The 19208-nt window shown below is 64.0% G+C and carries 21 protein-coding genes; 7 read left to right on the forward strand and 14 right to left on the reverse strand.

All coding sequences use genetic code 11. From position 1 onward, the window contains the following. Nucleotide 1: 1 nt before the first annotated feature. Nucleotides 2–859, reverse strand: a complete 858-nt coding sequence (locus AB4Y35_RS33080) for a M15 family metallopeptidase (protein WP_368707738.1) — start codon at nt 857–859, stop codon at nt 2–4. Between the two features lie 144 nt (nt 860–1003). On the opposite strand from AB4Y35_RS33080, the gene AB4Y35_RS33085 reads away from it, so the two are divergent. Further along, entirely contained in the window at nt 1004–1921 is a 918-nt protein-coding gene (locus tag AB4Y35_RS33085) for a hypothetical protein (RefSeq protein ID WP_368707739.1), read from the forward strand. A 42-nt stretch (nt 1922–1963) separates the two neighbouring features. On the opposite strand, the gene AB4Y35_RS33090 is transcribed toward AB4Y35_RS33085, so the two are convergent. The 3 genes from AB4Y35_RS33090 to AB4Y35_RS33100 all read right to left on the reverse strand — a co-directional run bounded on the left by AB4Y35_RS33090 (nt 1964) and on the right by AB4Y35_RS33100 (nt 4992). Beyond that, on the reverse strand, nt 1964–3409 hold the full coding sequence (locus AB4Y35_RS33090) for a 3-deoxy-D-arabino-heptulosonate 7-phosphate synthase (protein ID WP_368707740.1): 1446 nt from the start codon (nt 3407–3409) through the stop codon (nt 1964–1966). Nucleotides 3410–3473: 64 nt separating this feature from the next. Then, nucleotides 3474–4001 (reverse strand): DUF6496 domain-containing protein, encoded by a 528-nt coding sequence (locus AB4Y35_RS33095; protein ID WP_368707741.1) that lies wholly within the window; start codon nt 3999–4001, stop codon nt 3474–3476. Nucleotides 4002–4080: 79 nt separating this feature from the next. Next, nucleotides 4081–4992: a LysR substrate-binding domain-containing protein gene (locus AB4Y35_RS33100; protein ID WP_368707742.1), complete on the reverse strand. Its 912-nt coding sequence runs from the start codon at nt 4990–4992 to the stop codon at nt 4081–4083. 121 nt (nt 4993–5113) lie between these two features. Between AB4Y35_RS33100 and AB4Y35_RS33105 the strand changes: the two genes are divergently transcribed. Next, nucleotides 5114–6052 carry an alpha/beta fold hydrolase gene (locus tag AB4Y35_RS33105; protein ID WP_368707743.1) on the forward strand — a complete coding sequence of 313 codons (939 nt, stop codon included), beginning with the start codon at nt 5114–5116 and terminating at the stop codon, nt 6050–6052. 7 nt (nt 6053–6059) lie between these two features. Here AB4Y35_RS33105 and AB4Y35_RS33110 read toward each other — a convergent pair whose 3' ends face one another. Continuing rightward, nucleotides 6060–7607, reverse strand: a complete 1548-nt coding sequence (locus tag AB4Y35_RS33110) for a transporter substrate-binding domain-containing protein (protein WP_368707744.1) — start codon at nt 7605–7607, stop codon at nt 6060–6062. A 94-nt stretch (nt 7608–7701) separates the two neighbouring features. Then, entirely contained in the window at nt 7702–8082 is a 381-nt protein-coding gene (locus AB4Y35_RS33115; RefSeq protein WP_342924667.1) for a hypothetical protein, read from the reverse strand. 227 nt (nt 8083–8309) lie between these two features. On the opposite strand from AB4Y35_RS33115, the gene AB4Y35_RS33120 reads away from it, so the two are divergent. Further along, nucleotides 8310–9044, forward strand: coding sequence for a hypothetical protein (locus AB4Y35_RS33120; RefSeq protein ID WP_368707745.1), 735 nt, complete (start codon nt 8310–8312; stop codon nt 9042–9044). 101 nt (nt 9045–9145) lie between these two features. Here the strand turns inward: AB4Y35_RS33120 and AB4Y35_RS33125 are convergent, their stop codons facing one another. The 4 genes from AB4Y35_RS33125 to AB4Y35_RS33140 all read right to left on the reverse strand — a co-directional run bounded on the left by AB4Y35_RS33125 (nt 9146) and on the right by AB4Y35_RS33140 (nt 11507). Then, nucleotides 9146–9547 carry a hypothetical protein gene (locus tag AB4Y35_RS33125; protein WP_368707746.1) on the reverse strand — a complete coding sequence of 134 codons (402 nt, stop codon included), beginning with the start codon at nt 9545–9547 and terminating at the stop codon, nt 9146–9148. Between the two features lie 119 nt (nt 9548–9666). Beyond that, nucleotides 9667–9930 (reverse strand): pentapeptide MXKDX repeat protein, encoded by a 264-nt coding sequence (locus AB4Y35_RS33130; protein ID WP_342924670.1) that lies wholly within the window; start codon nt 9928–9930, stop codon nt 9667–9669. A gap of 105 nt (nt 9931–10035) precedes the next feature. Further along, complete coding sequence (locus tag AB4Y35_RS33135; protein ID WP_368690767.1) at nt 10036–10812, reverse strand: molybdopterin-dependent oxidoreductase; 777 nt, start codon at nt 10810–10812, stop codon at nt 10036–10038. 56 nt (nt 10813–10868) lie between these two features. Then, on the reverse strand, nt 10869–11507 hold the full coding sequence (locus tag AB4Y35_RS33140; RefSeq protein ID WP_368690768.1) for a cytochrome b/b6 domain-containing protein: 639 nt from the start codon (nt 11505–11507) through the stop codon (nt 10869–10871). Between the two features lie 417 nt (nt 11508–11924). Between AB4Y35_RS33140 and AB4Y35_RS33145 the strand changes: the two genes are divergently transcribed. Continuing rightward, a complete protein-coding gene (locus AB4Y35_RS33145) occupies nt 11925–12470 on the forward strand; it encodes a sigma-70 family RNA polymerase sigma factor (RefSeq protein ID WP_324159364.1) in 546 nt (181 codons plus the stop codon). Then, nucleotides 12467–13108, forward strand: coding sequence for a DUF1109 domain-containing protein (locus AB4Y35_RS33150; RefSeq protein ID WP_368707747.1), 642 nt, complete (start codon nt 12467–12469; stop codon nt 13106–13108). The genes AB4Y35_RS33145 and AB4Y35_RS33150 overlap by 4 nt, the downstream gene beginning before the upstream one ends. Before the next feature lie 33 nt (nt 13109–13141). Here AB4Y35_RS33150 and AB4Y35_RS33155 read toward each other — a convergent pair whose 3' ends face one another. The 3 genes from AB4Y35_RS33155 to AB4Y35_RS33165 form a co-directional block, all read right to left on the reverse strand. Next, complete coding sequence (locus AB4Y35_RS33155) at nt 13142–14449, reverse strand: chloride channel protein (protein WP_368707748.1); 1308 nt, start codon at nt 14447–14449, stop codon at nt 13142–13144. A gap of 128 nt (nt 14450–14577) precedes the next feature. Next, on the reverse strand, nt 14578–15324 hold the full coding sequence (locus tag AB4Y35_RS33160; RefSeq protein ID WP_368707816.1) for a glucose 1-dehydrogenase: 747 nt from the start codon (nt 15322–15324) through the stop codon (nt 14578–14580). 216 nt (nt 15325–15540) lie between these two features. Further along, nucleotides 15541–16536: an aldo/keto reductase gene (locus AB4Y35_RS33165; protein ID WP_368707749.1), complete on the reverse strand. Its 996-nt coding sequence runs from the start codon at nt 16534–16536 to the stop codon at nt 15541–15543. 308 nt (nt 16537–16844) lie between these two features. On the opposite strand from AB4Y35_RS33165, the gene AB4Y35_RS33170 reads away from it, so the two are divergent. Beyond that, nucleotides 16845–17135, forward strand: a complete 291-nt coding sequence (locus tag AB4Y35_RS33170; protein WP_324159342.1) for a microviridin/marinostatin family tricyclic proteinase inhibitor — start codon at nt 16845–16847, stop codon at nt 17133–17135. Between the two features lie 96 nt (nt 17136–17231). After that, nucleotides 17232–18233, forward strand: a complete 1002-nt coding sequence (locus AB4Y35_RS33175) for an MvdC/MvdD family ATP grasp protein (protein ID WP_368707750.1) — start codon at nt 17232–17234, stop codon at nt 18231–18233. Between the two features lie 48 nt (nt 18234–18281). Here AB4Y35_RS33175 and AB4Y35_RS33180 read toward each other — a convergent pair whose 3' ends face one another. Continuing rightward, nucleotides 18282–19028: a hypothetical protein gene (locus AB4Y35_RS33180; RefSeq protein ID WP_368707751.1), complete on the reverse strand. Its 747-nt coding sequence runs from the start codon at nt 19026–19028 to the stop codon at nt 18282–18284. Between the last annotated feature and the right edge of the window lie 180 nt (nt 19029–19208).

Consider the following 19208-nt stretch of genomic DNA (forward strand, 5'->3'; position numbering starts at 1 on the left):
CTCATTTAACAATTGCTGGCGCGCGCCCCAGAACGAAGCCGGGTTTGTGATATTCGACGTGGCCCAGGTCCATCAATTTCCAGCGTCCGCCCCAGGTCAGGCCAACCTGCTCGGCCACCTGGCCGTATAACTGATAACCCCGCATCGCCCAGGGATCTTTTTCTGAAATGACGAGCTTGCCGTCACGCAGAAATGCGTTATCGGCCGCGAGTCCATATTGGTGATAGCTTTGGAAAGCTGCCGCGTTTGTCACATTACCGCCCAATTGTGCGAGCCGGTTTTGCCGCTCGGGGCTGCGGTAACCCTCCAGTAGTGCCATTTCATAACCGTATTGCTCGCGCATGATTTTGTAGACGAGCAATAGCCGCGTGCGGAAATCGGCGTCCAGCAGATTCCAGTCGCGGCTTGCGTCGTGCAGCGCGGGCCGCACCTGCTCGACCTCCTTCGTGGCGAATACCTCGGGAGGCAGCGGCGGCGGTGGAACCAGCTGCTCGCCGTTCAGCAAGGCAGCGATTTTTTCGTCCGGCACCCGGGGCGTGTCATCGTATTGAAATAACTGATGACCGCGCAATGTAATTGCAATGAGCGGCGGCGTCGCAAGAATACCTGCGGTAATGAAAATCAGCAAGCGCCGCCTGATGAGTATATTTTTCATATCGGCCATTCTCGAATGAGAAATTTTTGCCGACTTAAAGAACTGACTCCGGGCGTGAGTGGCGCTCGCTGAAGCGCGGCGCATAATCAAATTATGCAATTCGAATATTGTGCTGAAAAGCGCTGCACGTACGGCGGGCAGCAGCAATAGTGCGGCCAGTGGTACGGCAATGGCAAAATAGGCGACGAGAGCAATGGCGACCAAAAGCGAACCCGCGGAGTGGCAATTGTTTTTTGTAATGCTTGATTTTAGAATCAGCGCTGCCCGAAGTTGGGCCGCCCCGTATTATTGCGGTGAAACAGGCTCAATTCAATGAGCACAATGAGCACGATTCCAACGAGACAGTGAATGAGTGCGCCGGACAACTCTACCCCCAAGGCTGCCCCCAGCCTCCTCGCCGACACGCCTGCCAGCGTGCCGGGCGCACAGCCGGGCGGCTCGCGCATCCTCGCGAATCTCGAGGGCCGCGTCGTGCCGCCAGCCACGCCGCCTGGCACAGGCCGGCGCGCGCGCGCGCCGATGCTGATTGGCGCGCTGGTTCTGATCAGCGCTGCCGGTTTCGGCGCCTGGCACGTGGCCGAGCGTAGCGCGCCGGCGAACGCCGGGACGCAGGCGGCTGCCGGGACAGTGACCCCAACAGTTGCCCCCGCAGGCGCTGCGCCAGCCGTTGCAAACGCGGCGAGCGCGCCTGATACGGCGTCGGCTTCGCACGCCGCCACCATCGTGAGCGACGACGAAAGCGCCGACAACGCGAAGCCCGGACCCGACGCCGTTGCGTCCGCAACGGTACCCGACGACGGCCGGCTTTCGCGTGCGTTGGCCAATGGCGCGCGCGATGCCGGAGCGAGCGCGCCGGCAGGCGGCGCCGCGCCGCTGACGAGCGCGTCCGTAGACGCGAATCACAAGCATCCGGCCAAGGGCGCAGAATCCCGCCACGAAGCGAAAAGCGCCGCGCATGCAGGCAACGCGAGGACGGAAGCCCTGGCGAAGAAGCGGCACGATGGGCGTCCAGGCGGCCAGAAGGACGATTCCGATGTCGACCTGCTAGCCGTGCTCGTTGCCCGCACGAAGCCGGGCGATGGCAAGGACGCATCCGCACACTCGTCGAAGTCGGCAGCAAGCAAGCTCACGCTCGCGCAGCAAGTCAAGGCGTGCGGAGAACAGGGCTTTTTCGAAGATCAGCTTTGCCGCTGGCGCGTCTGCGACGGGCATTGGGGCAAGGATCCGGCGTGCCCCGCGGCGGCGCGCGCAAGCACGGAGCATTGAGGCGTCAGCGCGCCTCTCTCGAACGCACGCACGCGCACGTCATCAAGGGCGTTCGTTCGCCGTGTACTGTGAACACCCCGGCGAACACCCCGTTGCATCGCGAATCGTGGCCATCAGGTCTTCGGGGTGGACCATCAATTCGCGCACGAGACGCAGCATCGAATACTGATCGAGCACCGCATGCCAGCGTGGCGATTGCGTGAGGTGCTGCCAGACAGCAGCCAGTATTTCCGGATCTGCATGTTGCCCGTCCCACTGGGTGCTGGCGTATTCCAGGCTCGCCGGTGCGGACAACAACTGCATGCGGCTCGCGGCGTTGAGCATTCGCGAAGTGCCGTTGGCGGGCGCATCGCAGCAATAGAGTACGGCGTTCAGCAAGCCGGACTCGTCGATGCCTTGTGCGCGTAGCGAGGCGCCGTGCAGTCGTACCGGCCCCTGCTGGGTCTCGAACGTATAGACGACGTTTTCTTCGGCGTGCGCGAGCAGGCGCAACCCGCGCATGAGCCGCGGCAGGTCGGTCGTCGCGGACTCGACCGATGCCTTCGCTTCGACGAGCAGGCGCACGTTCCACACGGGCACGATATCGAAGGTCTTCGCGTGCAGCCGCTCCAGCAGGACCACGTCCCATTCCGTTTTGGCGCGCTCGTGCGTGCCCGGTATCGAGGCCGGAACGCGCATCGAACTCACGACACGATAAGCGTGCGAGTGCTCCTGCGCTGCGTTGAGACGTTGAGCCAGGGCTTCGAGTGCCTGTACGGCTAGCGCTTCGACAGCCGCGCCGCGCCGCTGCGACGCCCGGCCTTGCGCCACGGCCGCCGGCGTACCCGGCCGCGGACCATATGCATCGAGCAATGATACGTACTGCTGCACAAGTGGATCGGGCGCCAGGGCTTCGATCCGGCACAAGCGCGCAAGTGCCGGACTGTCCCGCAGATCCGCCAGCGCGGGCTCGAAGTCCGAGCCCTTCGCAAGCTCCGGCATGGCGAGGACGTTTAGCACCGTTTCGTGAAGTCCCGAGTAATGGGCCTCGTGGTGCGCCAGAGACGCGGACGCATGCAGCCGCGCAAGGGCTTCGCGCTGCCAGGCTTGCAGGGCGCGCTGCTGTTTGGCTGGATGCGCAATCGCATTGACGGCCGCATGGATCTGCCGGCGGTCCTGATCGGCTTGTGCCGAAAGCGACGCAAATTCGCGCACCTGCGGGGCGCGGTGCCGCAGCACCATCGCCTGAAAGGCGCGGTCTCCGGAATCGGCGTGCATGGCCTCGGTGATCATGGCCGCGAGCGCGTCGGTGAAACGCGGCTTCAGCGTCGCGTCCGGCGCTCGGCCATGCGCGATGGCTTCTCGCGCCTGTTCGATGACGCGTGCCAGCGCCGTCGCCGGATTGGCGTCTCCAGGCGGCAGCGCCGAAGCCGCGGCCTCTAGCGGCAAGCGATAACGGCGTGGGACGTCGCGAAGGATCTGTTCGAGCAGCAGAGCGGGTGAGGACATCGGCGGTTGTGCAGCATGCGCGTGCGGGGCGATGAGGAACATAGTCTCATAACCCCGCGCCCCGCTAGTGGCGGGTGTGTTGCGCACGTGCGGCGCGTGTCTTCGCTGCCTTTTTTGCCGCGGCGGAACGGCCCGCTGCGCCCTTGGTCTGCGCAGCCTTCTTCGCCGCCGCCGAGCGGCTTGCCGCCGGGCGGCGCGCAGCCGCGCTCTTCGCCTGCTTCGACACGGCTTGTGGCGACGCGCCCGCCCGGCTTTCGCCCTTGAGCACTTGCGTCGTCGTGCGCGAGCGTTTGGCCGTCGATTCCTTGCTCGCGCGGGCCGTTTTCGCGCCGTGGCCCGCCGCAGCATCCTTGGCGGCCTTCTTGCGCGTTGCTTCGCTGGTCTTGCCGGGCGCCGGCGGTTTCAGGTCCACACCGGCGCGCCGCGCCTTCGAAAGGCCGATCGCGACGGCCTGCTTCGCCGAACGCACGCCATGCCGGCCCTCGCGCACGCGATCGAATTCCTCTTTCACGAATTCGCCGGCCTGGGTGCTTGCGGATTTGCCCGCGCGCTTGTCTGCGCGCGCACGCTCGATCGTTTTCTTCTCGGGCATTTTGGCTCTCCTTGATGAGTGACCCACTCATCCCAGCAAGCACCGTTCCGCACAGGCGCGCGAAGACCACGCAAAGCCATCAGACCGCCACGAAAGCCGGGCGCGGATCGGCCGCGAGCATTTCGGCAACGAAGTCGAGAAACACGCGAGTCTTGTTCGGCAGGCGCCTGCCCGACGGATGCACGCCATGGACCGCCAACGGCGGCGGCGCAAAATCCTCCAGCACGCTGACGACCTCGCCGCTCGCCATCTCCGCGGCGAAAAGCCAGGCGGGCGCCTGAACCAGGCCCATATGGGCCAGGACGGCCGCGCGAATCTGCTCCGCGTCGCCGGTGCGGAAATTGCCGGACGGAACCTGCAGACCCGATCCTTCGACGTTCCCGAAACGCCATGGCCGCGGCTCGTGCAGGGGCGCGAAAACGACACAGGCATGCCGTTCGATTTCGTGTGGCCGTTCGGGGCGCCCGTGCTTTTCGAGGTATTGCGGCGTTGCGACGACAACGACCGGACTCGAGGCCAGATGCCTCGAAATCATCGAGGAGTCGGCAAGCGGTCCGATCTTGATCGAAAGATCGAAACCTTCCTCGACGAGATTGACGATTCGCTCCGTTGCGGAAAGGTCCACGGACACCTGCGGATAGCGGGAGAAAAACGCCGGCAGGTGCGGCACGACATACAGCCGCCCAAAGACTGGCGGCACGGTGACGCGGATCAGCCCGCCCGGAGACAGCTGGCCATGCCCGACGGAGGACTCGAGATCGGTGAAGTCGCCAATGATGCGCAAGCCCGCTTCGTAGACCGTTTGACCGGTCTCGGTGAGCGTCATGCTGCGCGAGGTGCGCCGCACCAGCTGAGCGCCAAGATAGCGCTCGAGCGACGCAAGCTGCTTGCTGACTGCAGGCTGACCCACGCCGATGTCGCGCGCCGCCGCGGCGAAACTCCCGCTTTCGACGATGCGAATGAAAAGCTTGAGCGCGTCGAGCCGGTCCATTGCTTCTTCTCCAAAACTTCCTGAGTGGAATGGATTCTATTCCATTTGGCCATCTTCCATGGTGTAAATGGAATCGATATCGTCATGCCCATCGACAACGCATTCACGCAACGACGGAGCCATGATGAGCATCGGACAACGCGCAAACCTGATCGAAGTGCGGCACAGCCTCAGCGATGACGACCGCGAGGCGGCGAAGGCCTCGATCGAGCGCACGCAACGGCATTTCAACGAATTCCATGGCACGATGCGCGAGGCGTACGACGCCATTACCGCGCAGACGCCGGTGGCGGAGGGCGTCGGCATGGAGCGCATGGCGAACGCGGACGTGCGAGGGTGGTGGATTCGGCCGCGCGCCGCGCCTGCCCATCGCGCGATCCTGTTCCTGCACGGCGGGGCCTTTGTGCTCGGGTCTGCCTGGGGGTATCGCGGGTTCGCGAGCCAGATCGCGGTGCGCGCCGGCGTGGACACGTTCGTGCTCGACTATCCGCTTGCGCCCGAGCATCCGTTTCCCGCGGCGCACGATGCCGTGCTCGCCGCGCTGCGATGGCTGGCGCACGGCGGCATACGCGAAGTCGCCCTGGTTGGCGACTCTGCAGGCGGGGGCCTTGCACTGGCGGCTCTGGGTGTCGAGGAGCGGCGAACGTTGAACGTCGCGAGCGTGGCCACTTTCTCGCCGTGGGTCGATCTGGGGTTGACGGGGCCGTCGTTCCACAGCGATGCGACCCGGGATGCCGTCCTGACGCGGCCTGTGCTCGCCAATGCCGCCGCGGCGTACCTTGGTGCCGCCGATCCCGCGGATGGACGCGCGTCGCCGCTGCATGCCATTCCCGGGCGCCTGCCGCCCATCGCGCTCCAGGTGGGCACGGACGAGCTGCTGTTGGACGACGCGCGCCGTTACGCGGCGGCCGCGGCGGAGCAGGGCAACGAGGTCCAGCTGGAAATCTACGAAGGACTGCACCACGTCTTCCAGCGCTCCCCCCACGAGTTGCCGGGCGCGCGCAATGCGCTGGATGAAGTCGCGCGATTCATCTCGCGGTACTGGACGCCTGACGCGTAGGCCTGCCTCAGCCCTGCTTGCGCACCTGCCCGATGGCGCGTTCACGCGCCGCCTGCGCCTGCTGCACGAGCCGGTAGGCGGCGTAGTACTTGTAGATATTGCGCACGTAGGTGGTCGTCTCGATCCCGATCTTCTCGCCAACCACGATCTCGACATTGTTGAACCACTTGTCGGGCGAGAGCCCCCGGGCGGCCGCTTCCTTGCGCATCTTCGCGATCCGGGCCGGACCCGCGTTGTAGCTCGCGAACGCGAACAGGGCGCGGTCCGAGTCGGAAAAGTGCGCATCCGGGAAGTAGCGGGACATCAGGCGGCCCAGGTATTTCGCGCCGGCGTGGATGTTCGATTCCGTCACGCGGATGTCACCGACGGCCAGCTCCTTGCCGGTCGCCGGCATGAGCTGCATGATGCCGATCGCGCCAACGTGGCTGCGGGCGCTCTGATCGAGCTGCGATTCCTGGAACCCTTGCGCGGCGAGCATCAAGGGATCGAAGTGATATTGCGTGCCGTACTTTTCGAACAGACCGACCGTTTGCTTGAAGCGCTTCAGTTCGGCATCCTCGGTATTGCTGGTGATCTGCTTGACGCGCTGCAGTTCCTGCTGCAAACGCACTTCCGCCACACTCTGCTTTTTCACGTAGCCAACGTAGAAGTCGGTGATGGCCTGCTGGAGTTTCGGACTCTGCTTGCGGATCGCCCAGCCGATATAGCCGGCGTCACGCACGGCCATGTCGTCGTGCACCACGATGCCCGGCAGCACCTGCGCCCAGAATTTCGCCTTCCAGTCGTCGACGACGAGAATCTGGACCAGCCCGACATTGAGCATCTCCATGGCGTCCTCGTCCTCGAGCGCATCGGGCAGCAAGACCAGCTTCATCGGCGGCTTGCCGTCTTTTTTGAAGCGCGCGTTCAGGGCGGTCAGACTCTCGAAGTAGCTGCTGCTCGCGCGCACGTGCACGGTCTTGCCGCTCAGGTCGTCGAGCTTGGTGAGCGCGGGCGACTTCGGACCGGTGACGACCAGCTCCCGGACCGGCGTACGGTCGCGCGGCGCGACGAAGTCGACCTGCTTGAGCCGTGTTTCGGTGGCGGTCAGATTGCCGGCGGCGATGTCTCCCTTCCCGGCCAGCAGAGCGGGAATGAGCTGGTCGCGCGTCGTCGGGATGATCACGAGCGTCAAGGGACGCTTGCCGAGACTGCTCCGGTACGTCTTGTTCAGGTAGCGCTCGAAGTCGCGCATGAGCCCGGCGGTCAGCCCGCGCTCATGACCGAGCTCGTTGAAATAGAGCGTCCTGCTGTATGGCACCAGCACGCGGATCAGCCTGCGGTCGAGCATGGCGTCGAAATCGCCGAACTTCGGCTGGATGGCCAGGTTGAGGCGGCGCGTGGTGGTGGGCGTGGGAGCCGCGGGGGGCAATGGAGCACTGGCTGGCGCAGCCGCCGCGGCCTGTGACGCCGCGGCTTGCGCAGGCGTTCCCTGGGCCGCGAGGCAGCCTGTCGGCCGGCCGGCAATAGTCATCCCGAAAGCCAGGATGATCAGCAACGTATGAACAATACGCATGATGGCAGGGCCGAGTGTTCCGCGCCTTCCCATCATGTCACATCCGCATAGGCTGGCTATGGGCCGATGGTCCTATAGAGAAAGTGAACAGCCGCTACTTCGCCGACGTCATGACGTCGCAGCCGCCGTGGGTGCCGGTGTTTTTCAGGGTGAGCGTAAGCCGGCTGCCCCGGTTCGCCGTGATGATCTGCCCGTAGCTCACCGTGGGAATGAACTGGATATCCGGCGCCACCGCGACAGGGGGATTCCTTGCGCCGTCGACGGTCAGGTCGAGCTCCACGGTGACCGAGTCGATTGCGACGCCCATATCCTGCTTGCGGTCGGCCTGTTCCTTCTTGAAGTTGCATAGGCCCGTGAGAACCTGCTCGAGAGCGGTCGGAATATCAACCGGCTTGCCCGGCGGGATCGGCGGCGTGTTGCAGCCGACGATCATGAATGGCAAAGCGCAAAGGACCACATATCGGCAGGCGCGCATCGGGTTCCCCTTTGATGAGCCAAAGGACGGCGTTGTCGAAGGGTGCCATGTGTGGATGCGCAGTCAATCGGACCTATGGCCTATGCGGAAGCTGCACGCCTAAAGTTCGTCTGCGCTTCCGCCGATATTAATTCTGTCCTCGCGGGTCCCGCATGAGCAGACCCTGTGCACGCCTGCCGTACGACTACCGCTGATGACTTCCCATTTAAAAGAAAAATGAGCGCGTTATGAAAAATGAATACATTTCAAGGGCCGGGGTTGCCGCTTGCGCGATTGGCATGACGCTTCTGGCGGGCTGTGCGTCTTTGCCCAATAGCGAACTCGCGGCTCAGAATCGCGAAAAACTGCATTCCATCGCGCTGCTGAAGATGAACGAGCCAGCGGCAGAGAACGTGTGGAATCTGGGCGGGGCAGCGGGGGCGTTTGGCCTGCTTGGCGGACTGGTGCAGGCTGGCATCAACAGCAGCCATTCGAAGACTTACACGCAGAAAATCGCCGAACAGAAGATCGAGTTCGCACCGCTGGCCAGCGATGGGATCGTCTCGCGCCTGACCACGGACGGGTATCAGGTCGTCACGCTGACCGACCAGAAGGTCAAGGTTTCGGCGGACGGCAAATCGGACGACTACTCCGAAGTTCATACGGACGCCGATGCCATCCTCAATGTGTGGTTTGCGTCGTTCGGCTATGTATCGCCGCCTGAATCCGTCGATTTCGTCCCATGGGTCGTCGTTCGCGCCCGCTTGCTGGATGCAAAAACGAAACAGGACATGTATTACAGGACCTACGCTTGCGGCTACGACATCAAGGCCAACAGCGTGCACATTGACAGCGATGTCGCGTACCGCTACGGAAGTTTCGGCAATCTGGAGGATCAGTTCGATCAGTCGGTGACGGGGCTCAAAGCGTGCGAGCAAGCCGTGGTGGCGATGATTGGACAGGATTTGGCGAAGACGCAGTGACGGGCCTTTTGACACGCGGAGCCAAATCGCGGCGGGCACGTTGCCGGTTCAGCGCATCGAACCGCTGTCGTTGCCCGCATTCGCCCGCTTCGCCTCGTGAATCACCCGGTCAGGCGCGCCCATAGCGTGCGTATGCGGCGCGCGCGCTCGTCGAACAGATACGACGCTGCGAGCGCGATCAGGCCCGACACGACCCCCGTCGCAATGTGTTCGAGAACATGAATGCGATAGTGACTCGTGTGCGCGTAGGCATCGCCGAGTATGGTCAGGCAGCCCACCAGCAGCGCGTTGCCATAGCGATTCGCGTACCACTTCGCTGCTGGCGTGAAGGTGAGCAGCACGGCCAGCGCGCCGGTGAACAGTCCCGTCTTGAATGCGATGGTCCAATGGGGCAGGCTCATGATGTTGCCCCAGCTCCCCGGCATGCAGGTCATGCACGCACTGGTTGGCTGCCAGAAGCGCTGAACGAATAGTTTCAGGCGGCGTTGCCATTCGCTTCCCATCACATACTCCCGGTGCAGGGTGTGCGGCCCCGCGGAAATCGTGCATCGCTTGCGCATTGTGCCGGGGCGCGCGCGCTGCGCTCCTGGCGCAAGCTACGCCGGGAGCGCGTTACGACGGTTCAATGCGCCATGGCGCCCGATGCCGGGTGATCCATGCCCATGGCGTCGTGCTTCATCGGCTTTTTCATCTGATCATGGCTCATCGCACCGCCTTTGCTCATTGTATCGTGCGACATGGCGCCTTTGCCCATGGTGTCCTTCTGCATCGAGTCCTTCGACATGGCGTCGTTCGACATCGCGCCGCTAGCCTGCGCGAATGCCCCCGCGCTCATGCTCAACAGGGCGGCCGAGATGGCGATGGCTGCGAATCGGATCGTGTTCATTTGCATTGCTCCTTGCTGGGTGGAAAAAACCGTTGCCCCTTTTGCGGGCGGAAGTGAAATGGAGCCGTCGCATGAAGTGGCGTATCAGGCGGCGGCAGGAAGACGTCACGAACCGCCGAACCAGTTGTAGCCCTGGTCGACCCAGTAGCCGCCTGGATACGTATTCGTGACGAAAATCTCGACGATGTGCTTCGGGTTCTTGTAGCCGAGCTTCGTCGGCATGCGCAGCTTCATCGGATAGCCGTATTTCGCCGGCAGGCGCTCGCCGTCGTAGTCGAAAGCGAGCAAGGTCTGCGGATGCAGCGCCGTGGCCATGTCGATGCTTTCGTAGTAGTTGTCGGCGCAGCGAAAGCCCACGTATTTCGCGGTGAGATCCGCATCGACCCGGCGCAGGAAATGCGCGAATGGCGTGCCGCCCCAGCGGCCTATCGCGCTCCAGCCTTCGACACAGATATGCCGCGTGATCTGCTCGGCGTGCGGCAGCGCGTACAACTCGGGCAGCGTCCAGACGCGCTGGCCCTTGACGAGCCCGCTGAGCCTGAGCCGATAGTCGCCGCCATCGACCACGGGCGCCTCGCTCTCGCTATAGAACGCGTTGAAGGGGAAGGGCCGCGTGATCTGGGCTTCGGTGTAGGTGGGTGCGAGCCGGGTTGGGTCGAACAGCCATGCCTGCACGCGATCGTTGAGCCGGGAAACGGCGCTGAGGAACGTGTTGACCGAGGCGTCGTCGGTGATCGTGCAGCCGGTCAGCAGCGAAAGACCGCCGAGCGTGAGCATGCGCTTGCCGAACAGGCGCCGTGACGGCATGTCGAGTTCGCGCCGTGCATCGGCAAGAATCGCCGCGCGGTCGATTGCGATGATCTTGCGGTCTTGCGTGTTCATCTGGAATCCTTATCGATATCGAAGGATAGTGACTCGAATGGCATCGGTCGGCCTGTTCAGCGTCCGCGCAGCATGGTGAGCAGCGAGCGCGGCACGAGCGCGACCATCGTCACGTGAACGAGCACGAACGCCGCAAGCACGGACATCGCGCAAAAGTGCACGACGCGCGCGCGGTCGTATCCGCCCATCAACTCGCGCAGCAGCGGAAACTGCACCGACTTCCAGATCGCAAGGCCCGACAGCACGAGGACGACGAGGTCGGCGATCGCAACGAGATAGGCGAGTTTCTGCACGGCGTTGTACTGGCTCAGGTCGGCGTGCGAGAGCCGGCCCGTGAGCGCGGCGCGCAGATCGTGCAGCACGGCGCGCGGGCTCAGCGGGAAGAACTTCGTGCGCCAGCGGCCGGTGGCGAGATTCATGGCGAGATAGAAGAGGCCGTTGAAAAACAGCAGCCACATTGCCGCGAAATGCCATTGCAGTGCGCCACCGAGCCAGCCGCCGAGGGTGACCGAGGTGGGAATGACGAAGCCCGCGAACACGGGAGATGCATCGTAAATGCGCCAGCCGGAGAACATCATGACGAGCGCCGCGAGCGCGTTGAGCCAATGCGTGACGCGCAGCCAGAGCGGCTGGATGGCGCGCGGGCGGCGCACGCTGGCGGCAAGTGCGGGCGATTCACCGATCGACGTGTGCATGGCGATTCCTGGTTAGCGCAGAGTTGACAGTGAATTCGCTGTGGCGCGCGTGCCGGTTACATCGCGTCGAGAATAAATTCGCGCGACCGGGGCGGCTAAAAATAAGTCGCCGAGGCTGTAACCCAACGGGCATGGCGAACGAACTACCCGCAACGGGCGCACGCTCGCGTTACGCGAAAGAGGCAGAAGGTGGGTTTGACCGGCACATGGGCGGCGATGACGGAAGGGGCGACGCCCGGCGCGCGCGCCGGGGCAGCGCATGCCGTTGCGGGGCGCGAAGCGTTCGGCTACGCTCACGCGAACGGACGCGAAAGCGGCGGCGTTCGTAATCAGTTTGAAAGCTCACCATTGCAAGACCCGGCGAGCACCATGCCCGCAAGCCCGTTAACCATTCGTCGCGACCATCCAGGACGACCTTTGCACTCCGCGGAAACCCGTCTCAAAGCGCTTTTCGTCAGCGGCCTGGAAGGCGACGCGCAAGCGTATCGCGACTTCCTCGAGGAACTCACGCGCCATTTGCGCGGCTACCTGCGCCGCCGCATCCCGCAGTTGCGCGACGACGTCGAGGACCTCGTGCAGGAGATCCTGCTGGCGGTTCACAACGCGCGTCACACATGGCGCCCCGACGAACCACTCACGGCCTGGGTGCACGCGATCGCCCGCTACAAGCTGATGGACTTTTTCCGCTCGCGCGCACGCCGCGACGTGCTCAACGACCCGCTCGAAGATCACACCGATCTCTTCGCCGCGCCCGACGACGAACCCGCGCAGGCGCGCCGCGATATCGGCAAGCTGCTCGAGCAATTGCCCGACAAGCAGCGCCTGCCGATCGTCCACGTGAAGCTCGAAGGGCTTTCGGTCGTGGAAACGGCGAAGCTCACGGGACTCTCCGAATCGGCGGTCAAAGTGGGCATTCATCGCGGGTTGAAGGCGCTTGCCGCGCGCATCAGGGGAGCGCGATGAAAACCGACGATCTGATCAACCTGCTCGCCGCCGGCGATGCGCGCGTGGACCGCAAGGCGGTGCTGCGCCGCTTCGCGCGGGCGCTGGCGCTCGGTTTTGCGGGCTCGGTCGTGCTGATGAGCGTGGTGTTCGGCGTGCGGCACGATCTCATGAGTGTCATGCACACGCCGATCTTCTGGGCGAAGGTCGCGTTCCCGTTGTGCGTCGCGGCCGCTGCCGCGCTCGCGGTCAGCCGCCTCGGGCGGCCGGGCCGGCGCGGCGGCTATGCGTGGGCGCTGGTGGCGCTGCCGTTCGTCGCCGTGCTGGCGGGCGCGTGGCTTGCGCTGGGCGACGCGGCGCCCGCGCAACGCATGCCGCTCGTGATGGGCCACACATGGCGCACGTGCCCGTTCAATATCGTGCTGCTTTCGGTGCCCACGTTTGCGGCCGTGTTCTGGGCCGTGCGCGGTCTCGCGCCCACCCGTCTGCGCGCGGCGGGCGCGGCAGCCGGGCTCTTTGCGAGCGCGCTCGCGACCATTGCGTATTGCCTGCATTGCCCGGAGATGAGCCCGGCGTTCTGGAGCGTCTGGTACGTGATCGGCATGTTGCTGCCCGCCGGCATTGGCGCGTGGCTGGGGCCGCGGCTGCTGCGCTGGTAACGGCGCGTGCCGGTCAACTGGCGTGAGCGCGCTTCACTGCTTCAGGAAGCGTTGCGCCAGGGCTTCGTACAGCGGCGGGGCGAATAGCCTGGAAACCTGGCTCGACACGAGCGCCGTCGCCATCAACGAGATCACGAGCGCATGCCCGTCGATCATTTCGATGACGATGACGAACGCCGTGATCGGGCTCTGCGTGACGGCGGCCAGATAACCGACCATGCCGAGCGCGATCAGCATCGGCAGCTGCATCTGCCCGAACACCATGTGCAGTACGTTGCCGATGCCGGCGCCGATCGCCAGCGACGGCGCAAAGAGGCCGCCCGGCGTGCCCGGCAGGTACGAGCCCACCATCGAGGCCATTTTCAGCACGGGATACGCGACGCCGAGCTGCGAATGGCCCTCGAGCATGCCACGCGCTTCCGCATAGCCGCTGCCGAATAGATTGCCGCCGCTCGCCACGCCGATTACGGCGATGAACAATCCGCACACGGCGCCGAACGCCACGGGCTGTTCCTTTCGGAGAACCAATAAACGGGCGGGCATCCATCGCTCGGTGTTGAGCAGCAGCCAGCAGAACACGCCGCCCGCGAGGCCGGTAATCACGCCGACCAGAATGACGGCGACCGCGAGCAGATCGGGCAGATGACTGCCGATGGCGATGGTGCCGAAGTAGACATAGTTGCCTTGGAGCGCGAGTGAGACGATGCCCGAAAAGATGATCGCCGCGATGATCACGCCACTCGTTCGCGCCTCGAAGCTGCGCGTGAGTTCCTCGATGGCGAAGACCACGCCCGCGAGCGGCGCGTTGAACGCGGCAGAAAGGCCGGCGGCGGAGCCCGCGAGCGCGAGCTTGTATTCGAGGCCGACGCCATACATGCTGCGCAGCCGCGCTGGATAGAAGCGCCGGAGGCTGTACATCAGCGCGGCGCCCACGTGGATGGTCGGCCCTTCGCGGCCGATCGTGAATCCGCCGACAATGGCGAGGAACGACAGGGCGATCTTGCCGATCAGGATGCGCAGCGTGAGCAGGCGCGGGCCGAATTTGCGCACGTCGTGCAGCGTTGCGATGACCTGCGGAATGCCGCTGCCCTCGGAACCCGGAAACCAGCGTCGCGTGGCCCAGACGCAGAATGCGCCGATCGCCGGCGTGATGACGAGTGGCAGCCACCGGTTGTGGCCTGTCATCTGCACAAAGAGCGAGTAACCGAAGTCGACGAGCCGCGCATACACGACCGCGACGAGCCCGGTCGCGATGGCGCCGAGCCAGAACACGCCGAAATACAGCCAGCGTCGCCGGCTGCGCAGGATCGTGCGGCTGTCTACAAGGTCGGAGACTCGCATGAAGCGGCTGGGCCAAACCCCTCGTTCCGAAGCGTTGCCGGTCGTGCCGCCGCCAGGGCGACATGACCGGTCTTCGGGAGAGTAGCACGCACGCGTTTTTTCGCGCCAGCCGGTTTCACCCACCCGCCTTAGCGCAGGCCCCCGCTGGCGACGATATGCTCGCCCGTCAACCACTTGGCGTCGTCCGATGCGAGGAATACGACGGCCGAGGCGATATCGTCCGGCTGGCCCAGGCGTCCGAGCGGCGTCTGGCTGACCGTATGGCTTTCGAAATCCGAGCCGATGACGCCGGCCGCGTGGGTGCCCTCTGTCTCGATCATGCCGGGATTGATCGCATTCACGCGGATCTTGCGCGGTCCCAGTTCGCGTGCGAGCACACCCGTGATCGCATCCACGGCGCCCTTCGTGCCGCTATAGACAGCCGTTGTCGGCGGCGTAACCGTCGTCGCGACCGAACTCACGTTGATGACGCTCGCACCCTCGCCAAGATGCTTCACGGCCGCCTGCGTGGTGAGCAGCACGCCGAGCACGTTCGTGTCGAACTGCTTGCGGTATTGCGCCTCCGTGAGCTCTTCGATCGGCGCGAACTCGTAGACGCCGGAGTTGTTGACGAGGATGTCGAGACGACCGTAAGTTTCGACAGCCGTGCCGATGATGCCTTGCGCGTTGGCCGCCTTCGACACGTCGCCGCCAACGGAAACCGCCTTGCCGCCGGCGGCCGTGATCGCGCTCACCACCGCGTCGGCGCCCGCCTTGCTGCTCGCGTAGTTCACGACCACCGAAGCGCCTTCGGCCGCGAGGGCCTTGGCGATCGCGGCGCCAATGCCTTTCGACGCGCCCGTGACGACCGCCACCTTGCCTGCAAGTTTGCCCATCATGTTCTCCTTACTGTGAGTCGCAGCATCGAATCGAACCGGCGTGTCGACTTGTACGAAGCGATCGGCCGGGGACGCGTACGAATCTAAAGGTCCGCGCCGCCGCGATAAAGCGGCCGGGCGCGAATTGACTGGCAGGATCAGCCGAACAATCGGGGCGCAGCAAAATGGAGTAAGCGGGCGCAGAAATTCCAGCGGCCTCGACCGCAAGGGCTTTTACCAGCGCTGGTGGACGTGCGGCGCAATATATTGTTCGTAAACGTCCCGCACGCGTTGCATCGCCGCGTCGGAGAGCGGCGCGAGGTTCGCCGCCGAGACGTTCGACGCCGCCTGGGCCGCGTTCTTGCTGCCCGGAATGATGACGGAGACGGCGTCCTCCATGAGTATCCAGCGCAGGGCGAGCTGTGCCATCGAGGCGTCCACGGGTACCAGGGCGCGCAGTTCATCGACCGCCTTCAAGGCGACGTCGTACGGCACGCCCGAGAACGTTTCGCCCACGTCGAATGCCTCGCCATGGCGATTGAACGCACGGTGGTCGTCTGCCGCAAAAACGGAATCGGCGGACAATTTGCCGGTGAGCATGCCGCTGGCAAGCGGCACTCGCGCAATGACCGCAACGTTTTTCCTGAGCGCCTCGCGGAAAAATAGCTCGGCAGGACGTTGACGGAACATGTTGTAGATGATCTGCACTGAAACCACATTCGGATATTCGATCGCCTTCAGCGCTTCCTCCACCTTTTCGACCGAAACGCCATAAAAGCGGATTTTGCCGGCGGCGACAAAGCTGTCCATCGCGTCGAACACCTCGGGGCGGTAATAGACCTCCGTCGGCGGGCAGTGCAGCTGCACGAGGTCGAGCGTGTCCACGCCCAGGTTCGCGAGACTCCGGTCGATGAAGCCTTCGAGTTCGCGCTTGTTCAGATAGGCGCTGGTCACGTGCGGGTCGAGCCGGCGTCCGAGCTTCGTCGCCACGATGGGGCGTTCGCCGCCGCGTTCGCGCAGCACGTCCCGGATGATGCGCTCCGAGCGGCCGTCGCCGTAGACGTCGGCGGTGTCGATGAACGTGACGCCGTGATCGAGCGCGGCGTTCAGCGCGGCTTTGGCGTCGTCTTCGCCAACGCTGCCCCACGAGCCGCCGATTGCCCATGCACCAAAACCGATTTCGGACACATTCCAGCCGGTCCGCCCAAATTTTCTCTTTGAAAGCGTCATTTGCGTGCTCCTCCTGGGGTTTGCGCAGTTGTCTCGCAGGCGTTGCAATAGCCTCTGCGCCCGTAGTGTAGCTGGCTGTTTGCCACGCTGCTGGCCGTGCTGTTGGTCAACGGCCACCTTTGCGTACCCGCGCGTTGGCTTCGAGCCAACGATTCCGGCCTGGATTCGACATCCATTCTCCGCCACGACAGGCCGTGGCGCGCCGCCGTGAAGCGCGGACCGCTGGCACGGCGGTTGCAGGACGTGGCGGCGGCCTGTGCCGCCGTAGTGGTTATCAAAGGCCCCACACTTCGAGCGAGGTAAGCATCATGTCTAACGTCAAGATTGAAAATCAGGAACCCGTACCGTTTTTCTCGCATTTCCTCGAAGGTCAGTTTTCGAGGAACCTCACGGCTGCGGAGATGCAGGCCATACGCGGCGGTGCCGTCGTGACGATGATGGCGCCGTCCGACCAGGAAGGCATGCCGGTCGGCGAATTGCCCGACTTCCTGGGCATGCTCCGGCACATGGGGTGGCCAATGGGACAGATGCCCGGCGCTCCCACCTCGCCGGTCACGACCATGGCGTATCCATCGGATAGCGAAAATGCGCATATTTAGTATTGCTGTACATCGTCAGGCAGCCATGCCTGGAGCGGCGTCGGGCGCGCGGCAGGGTGCCATCCCGCCGCGCGCCTTCAATAGAGGAGCGCAACCATGTCCGAACGGCACCCACGGGCCGTGGTACTGATCATCACCCACAGCAACGACAACGACAGTATCCCGCTGGTCATGAATGCTGTCGCGGCGCAGGGCGGCATCGCTCACCGCTTCGATACCAACCGCTTTCCCACCGATATTCGGCTCTCCAGCCACTACAGCGGTGAGGAGGAACGGCAGATTATCGCGTGCGAGGACTACGAGCTGGACCTGGGCACGGTGTCCGCCGTGTGGTACCGGCGGATCGCCATCGGGCAGTGCATTCCCGAGGCGATGGACCGGCAGCTCAGGCGAGCGGCAATCGATCAGTCGCGCGCCACGCTGCACGGCATGATTGCCAGCCTCGACGCATTTCATCTCGATCCCGTGCACCGTCTGCGCCGCGCGGATAACAAGCAGCTTCAGCTGAAGATTGCGAGAGACGTTGGGCTCACGATTCCACGCACCCTGATCACCAATGCGCCAGACGCGGTGCGCAGCTTTGCACGCGAATGCAGGCAGGGGATGATCATGAAGACGCTGTCATCGTTTGCCATCTACGAGCAGTGCGAGCAGAAAGTGGTCTTTACCAGCACGGTTCACGACAAAGACCTCGAGCGCCTCGATGACCTTCGTTATTGCCCGGCCATCTTTCAGGAGCAGATGCCCAAGGCGCTGGAACTCAGGACCACGATCGTGGGAAACCGCGTGTTCACCGCGTCGATCGATTCGCAGCGGTCCGAAAAAACGAGTGTCGACTGGCGCCGTGACGGCCTTGGACTGCTCGAAGAGTGGGAGCCGTACGCATTGCCGCCCGAGGTCGAGAACGGGCTGCTGAAACTCATGCATGCGCTGGGCCTCAACTACGGCGCCGCAGATTTCATCCTCACTCCCGACGGCCGTCACTGCTTCCTGGAGGTCAACCCGGTCGGCGAGTTCTTCTGGCTGGAAAAGCACCCGGGATTGCCGCTTTCGGGTGCGATTGCCGACCTGCTCGTTTCGAACAGGCGGGATGCGTGACAAGAGGACCGCGCCGACGCTCACGCGCGTGCCGTCACGGTCTCGACCTCAAACCGGTTTTTCGAGCGCTGCCTGGCCGTGCGGCGTCAGCGTCTGCTGCCCGTCCTTGTCGAAGCCGCTATAGGTCCAGTCCAGTTTTCCGGCAGTGGTGGCGACCGAGCGGGTCAGGCCGATGCCGTACTGGGTCAGATACGTTCGACGCGTCTTGTTCTGGACGATGCCGTCTTTCGTCTGCTCGCAGTCCAGGTCGATCGCCTTGCCGGTGAGCGCGGCATTGAACTGGGAAGCCGGGTAGTAGCGACTCGTATGACAGGTCCACGTCAGTGCCCGGAAGTTGACGATCTGGACCGTCGTGCCGAACTTGAACGTCGTGGTATAGGTTTCGTCCTCTTGCGGCGCCTTGAACGCGAACTGGTTGTTGTCGGCGTCGTGTGCGACGAAGGGAATGAACGCCGCCGTCTGCGCGTAGTTCGCCGTTTCCTCTTTCAGGCTGTAAATGTTGAGGTAGGAGAGGCTGAACGTTGCGGCGGCGGGCACACCATTCGCCGAGCTTTCATACACCTGCTGGACCATGCCCGTGTCTTGCGCGTTGATCAGCACGGTTTTGAAGTCGCGCTCGATTCCCGCCGTGCCGACATGGCCCGTCACCTTGCCGAGCACCGTCAAGACCTTGAAGGGCAGCACGTGCGTGCCCGCTGCCGGCATTTTTTCGCGAACGCTCGCGGGCAACGAGTCCACGCCAAAGTGCGCCGCGAGATAGCCGGGCTTGTCGTTGGCCATATCCTTGACCGGCACGAACTGGACGCATCCTGACAATAGCGCAGCGGATGTGAGGGAAGTGCCGACGAGCAGGCGGGTTATTCTGGTTCGCATCTTTTTCTTCGATTCTCTGTCAACGGATGGGTCGCCGGTCAAACGAGCATGGCTTGGCATGCATATCGGCGCGACGCGAGCGTTCTTTAATCGAAGATTGAA

This window comes from Paraburkholderia sp. EG286A (assembly GCF_040965375.1).
Classification (GTDB): Bacteria; Pseudomonadota; Gammaproteobacteria; order Burkholderiales; family Burkholderiaceae; genus Paraburkholderia.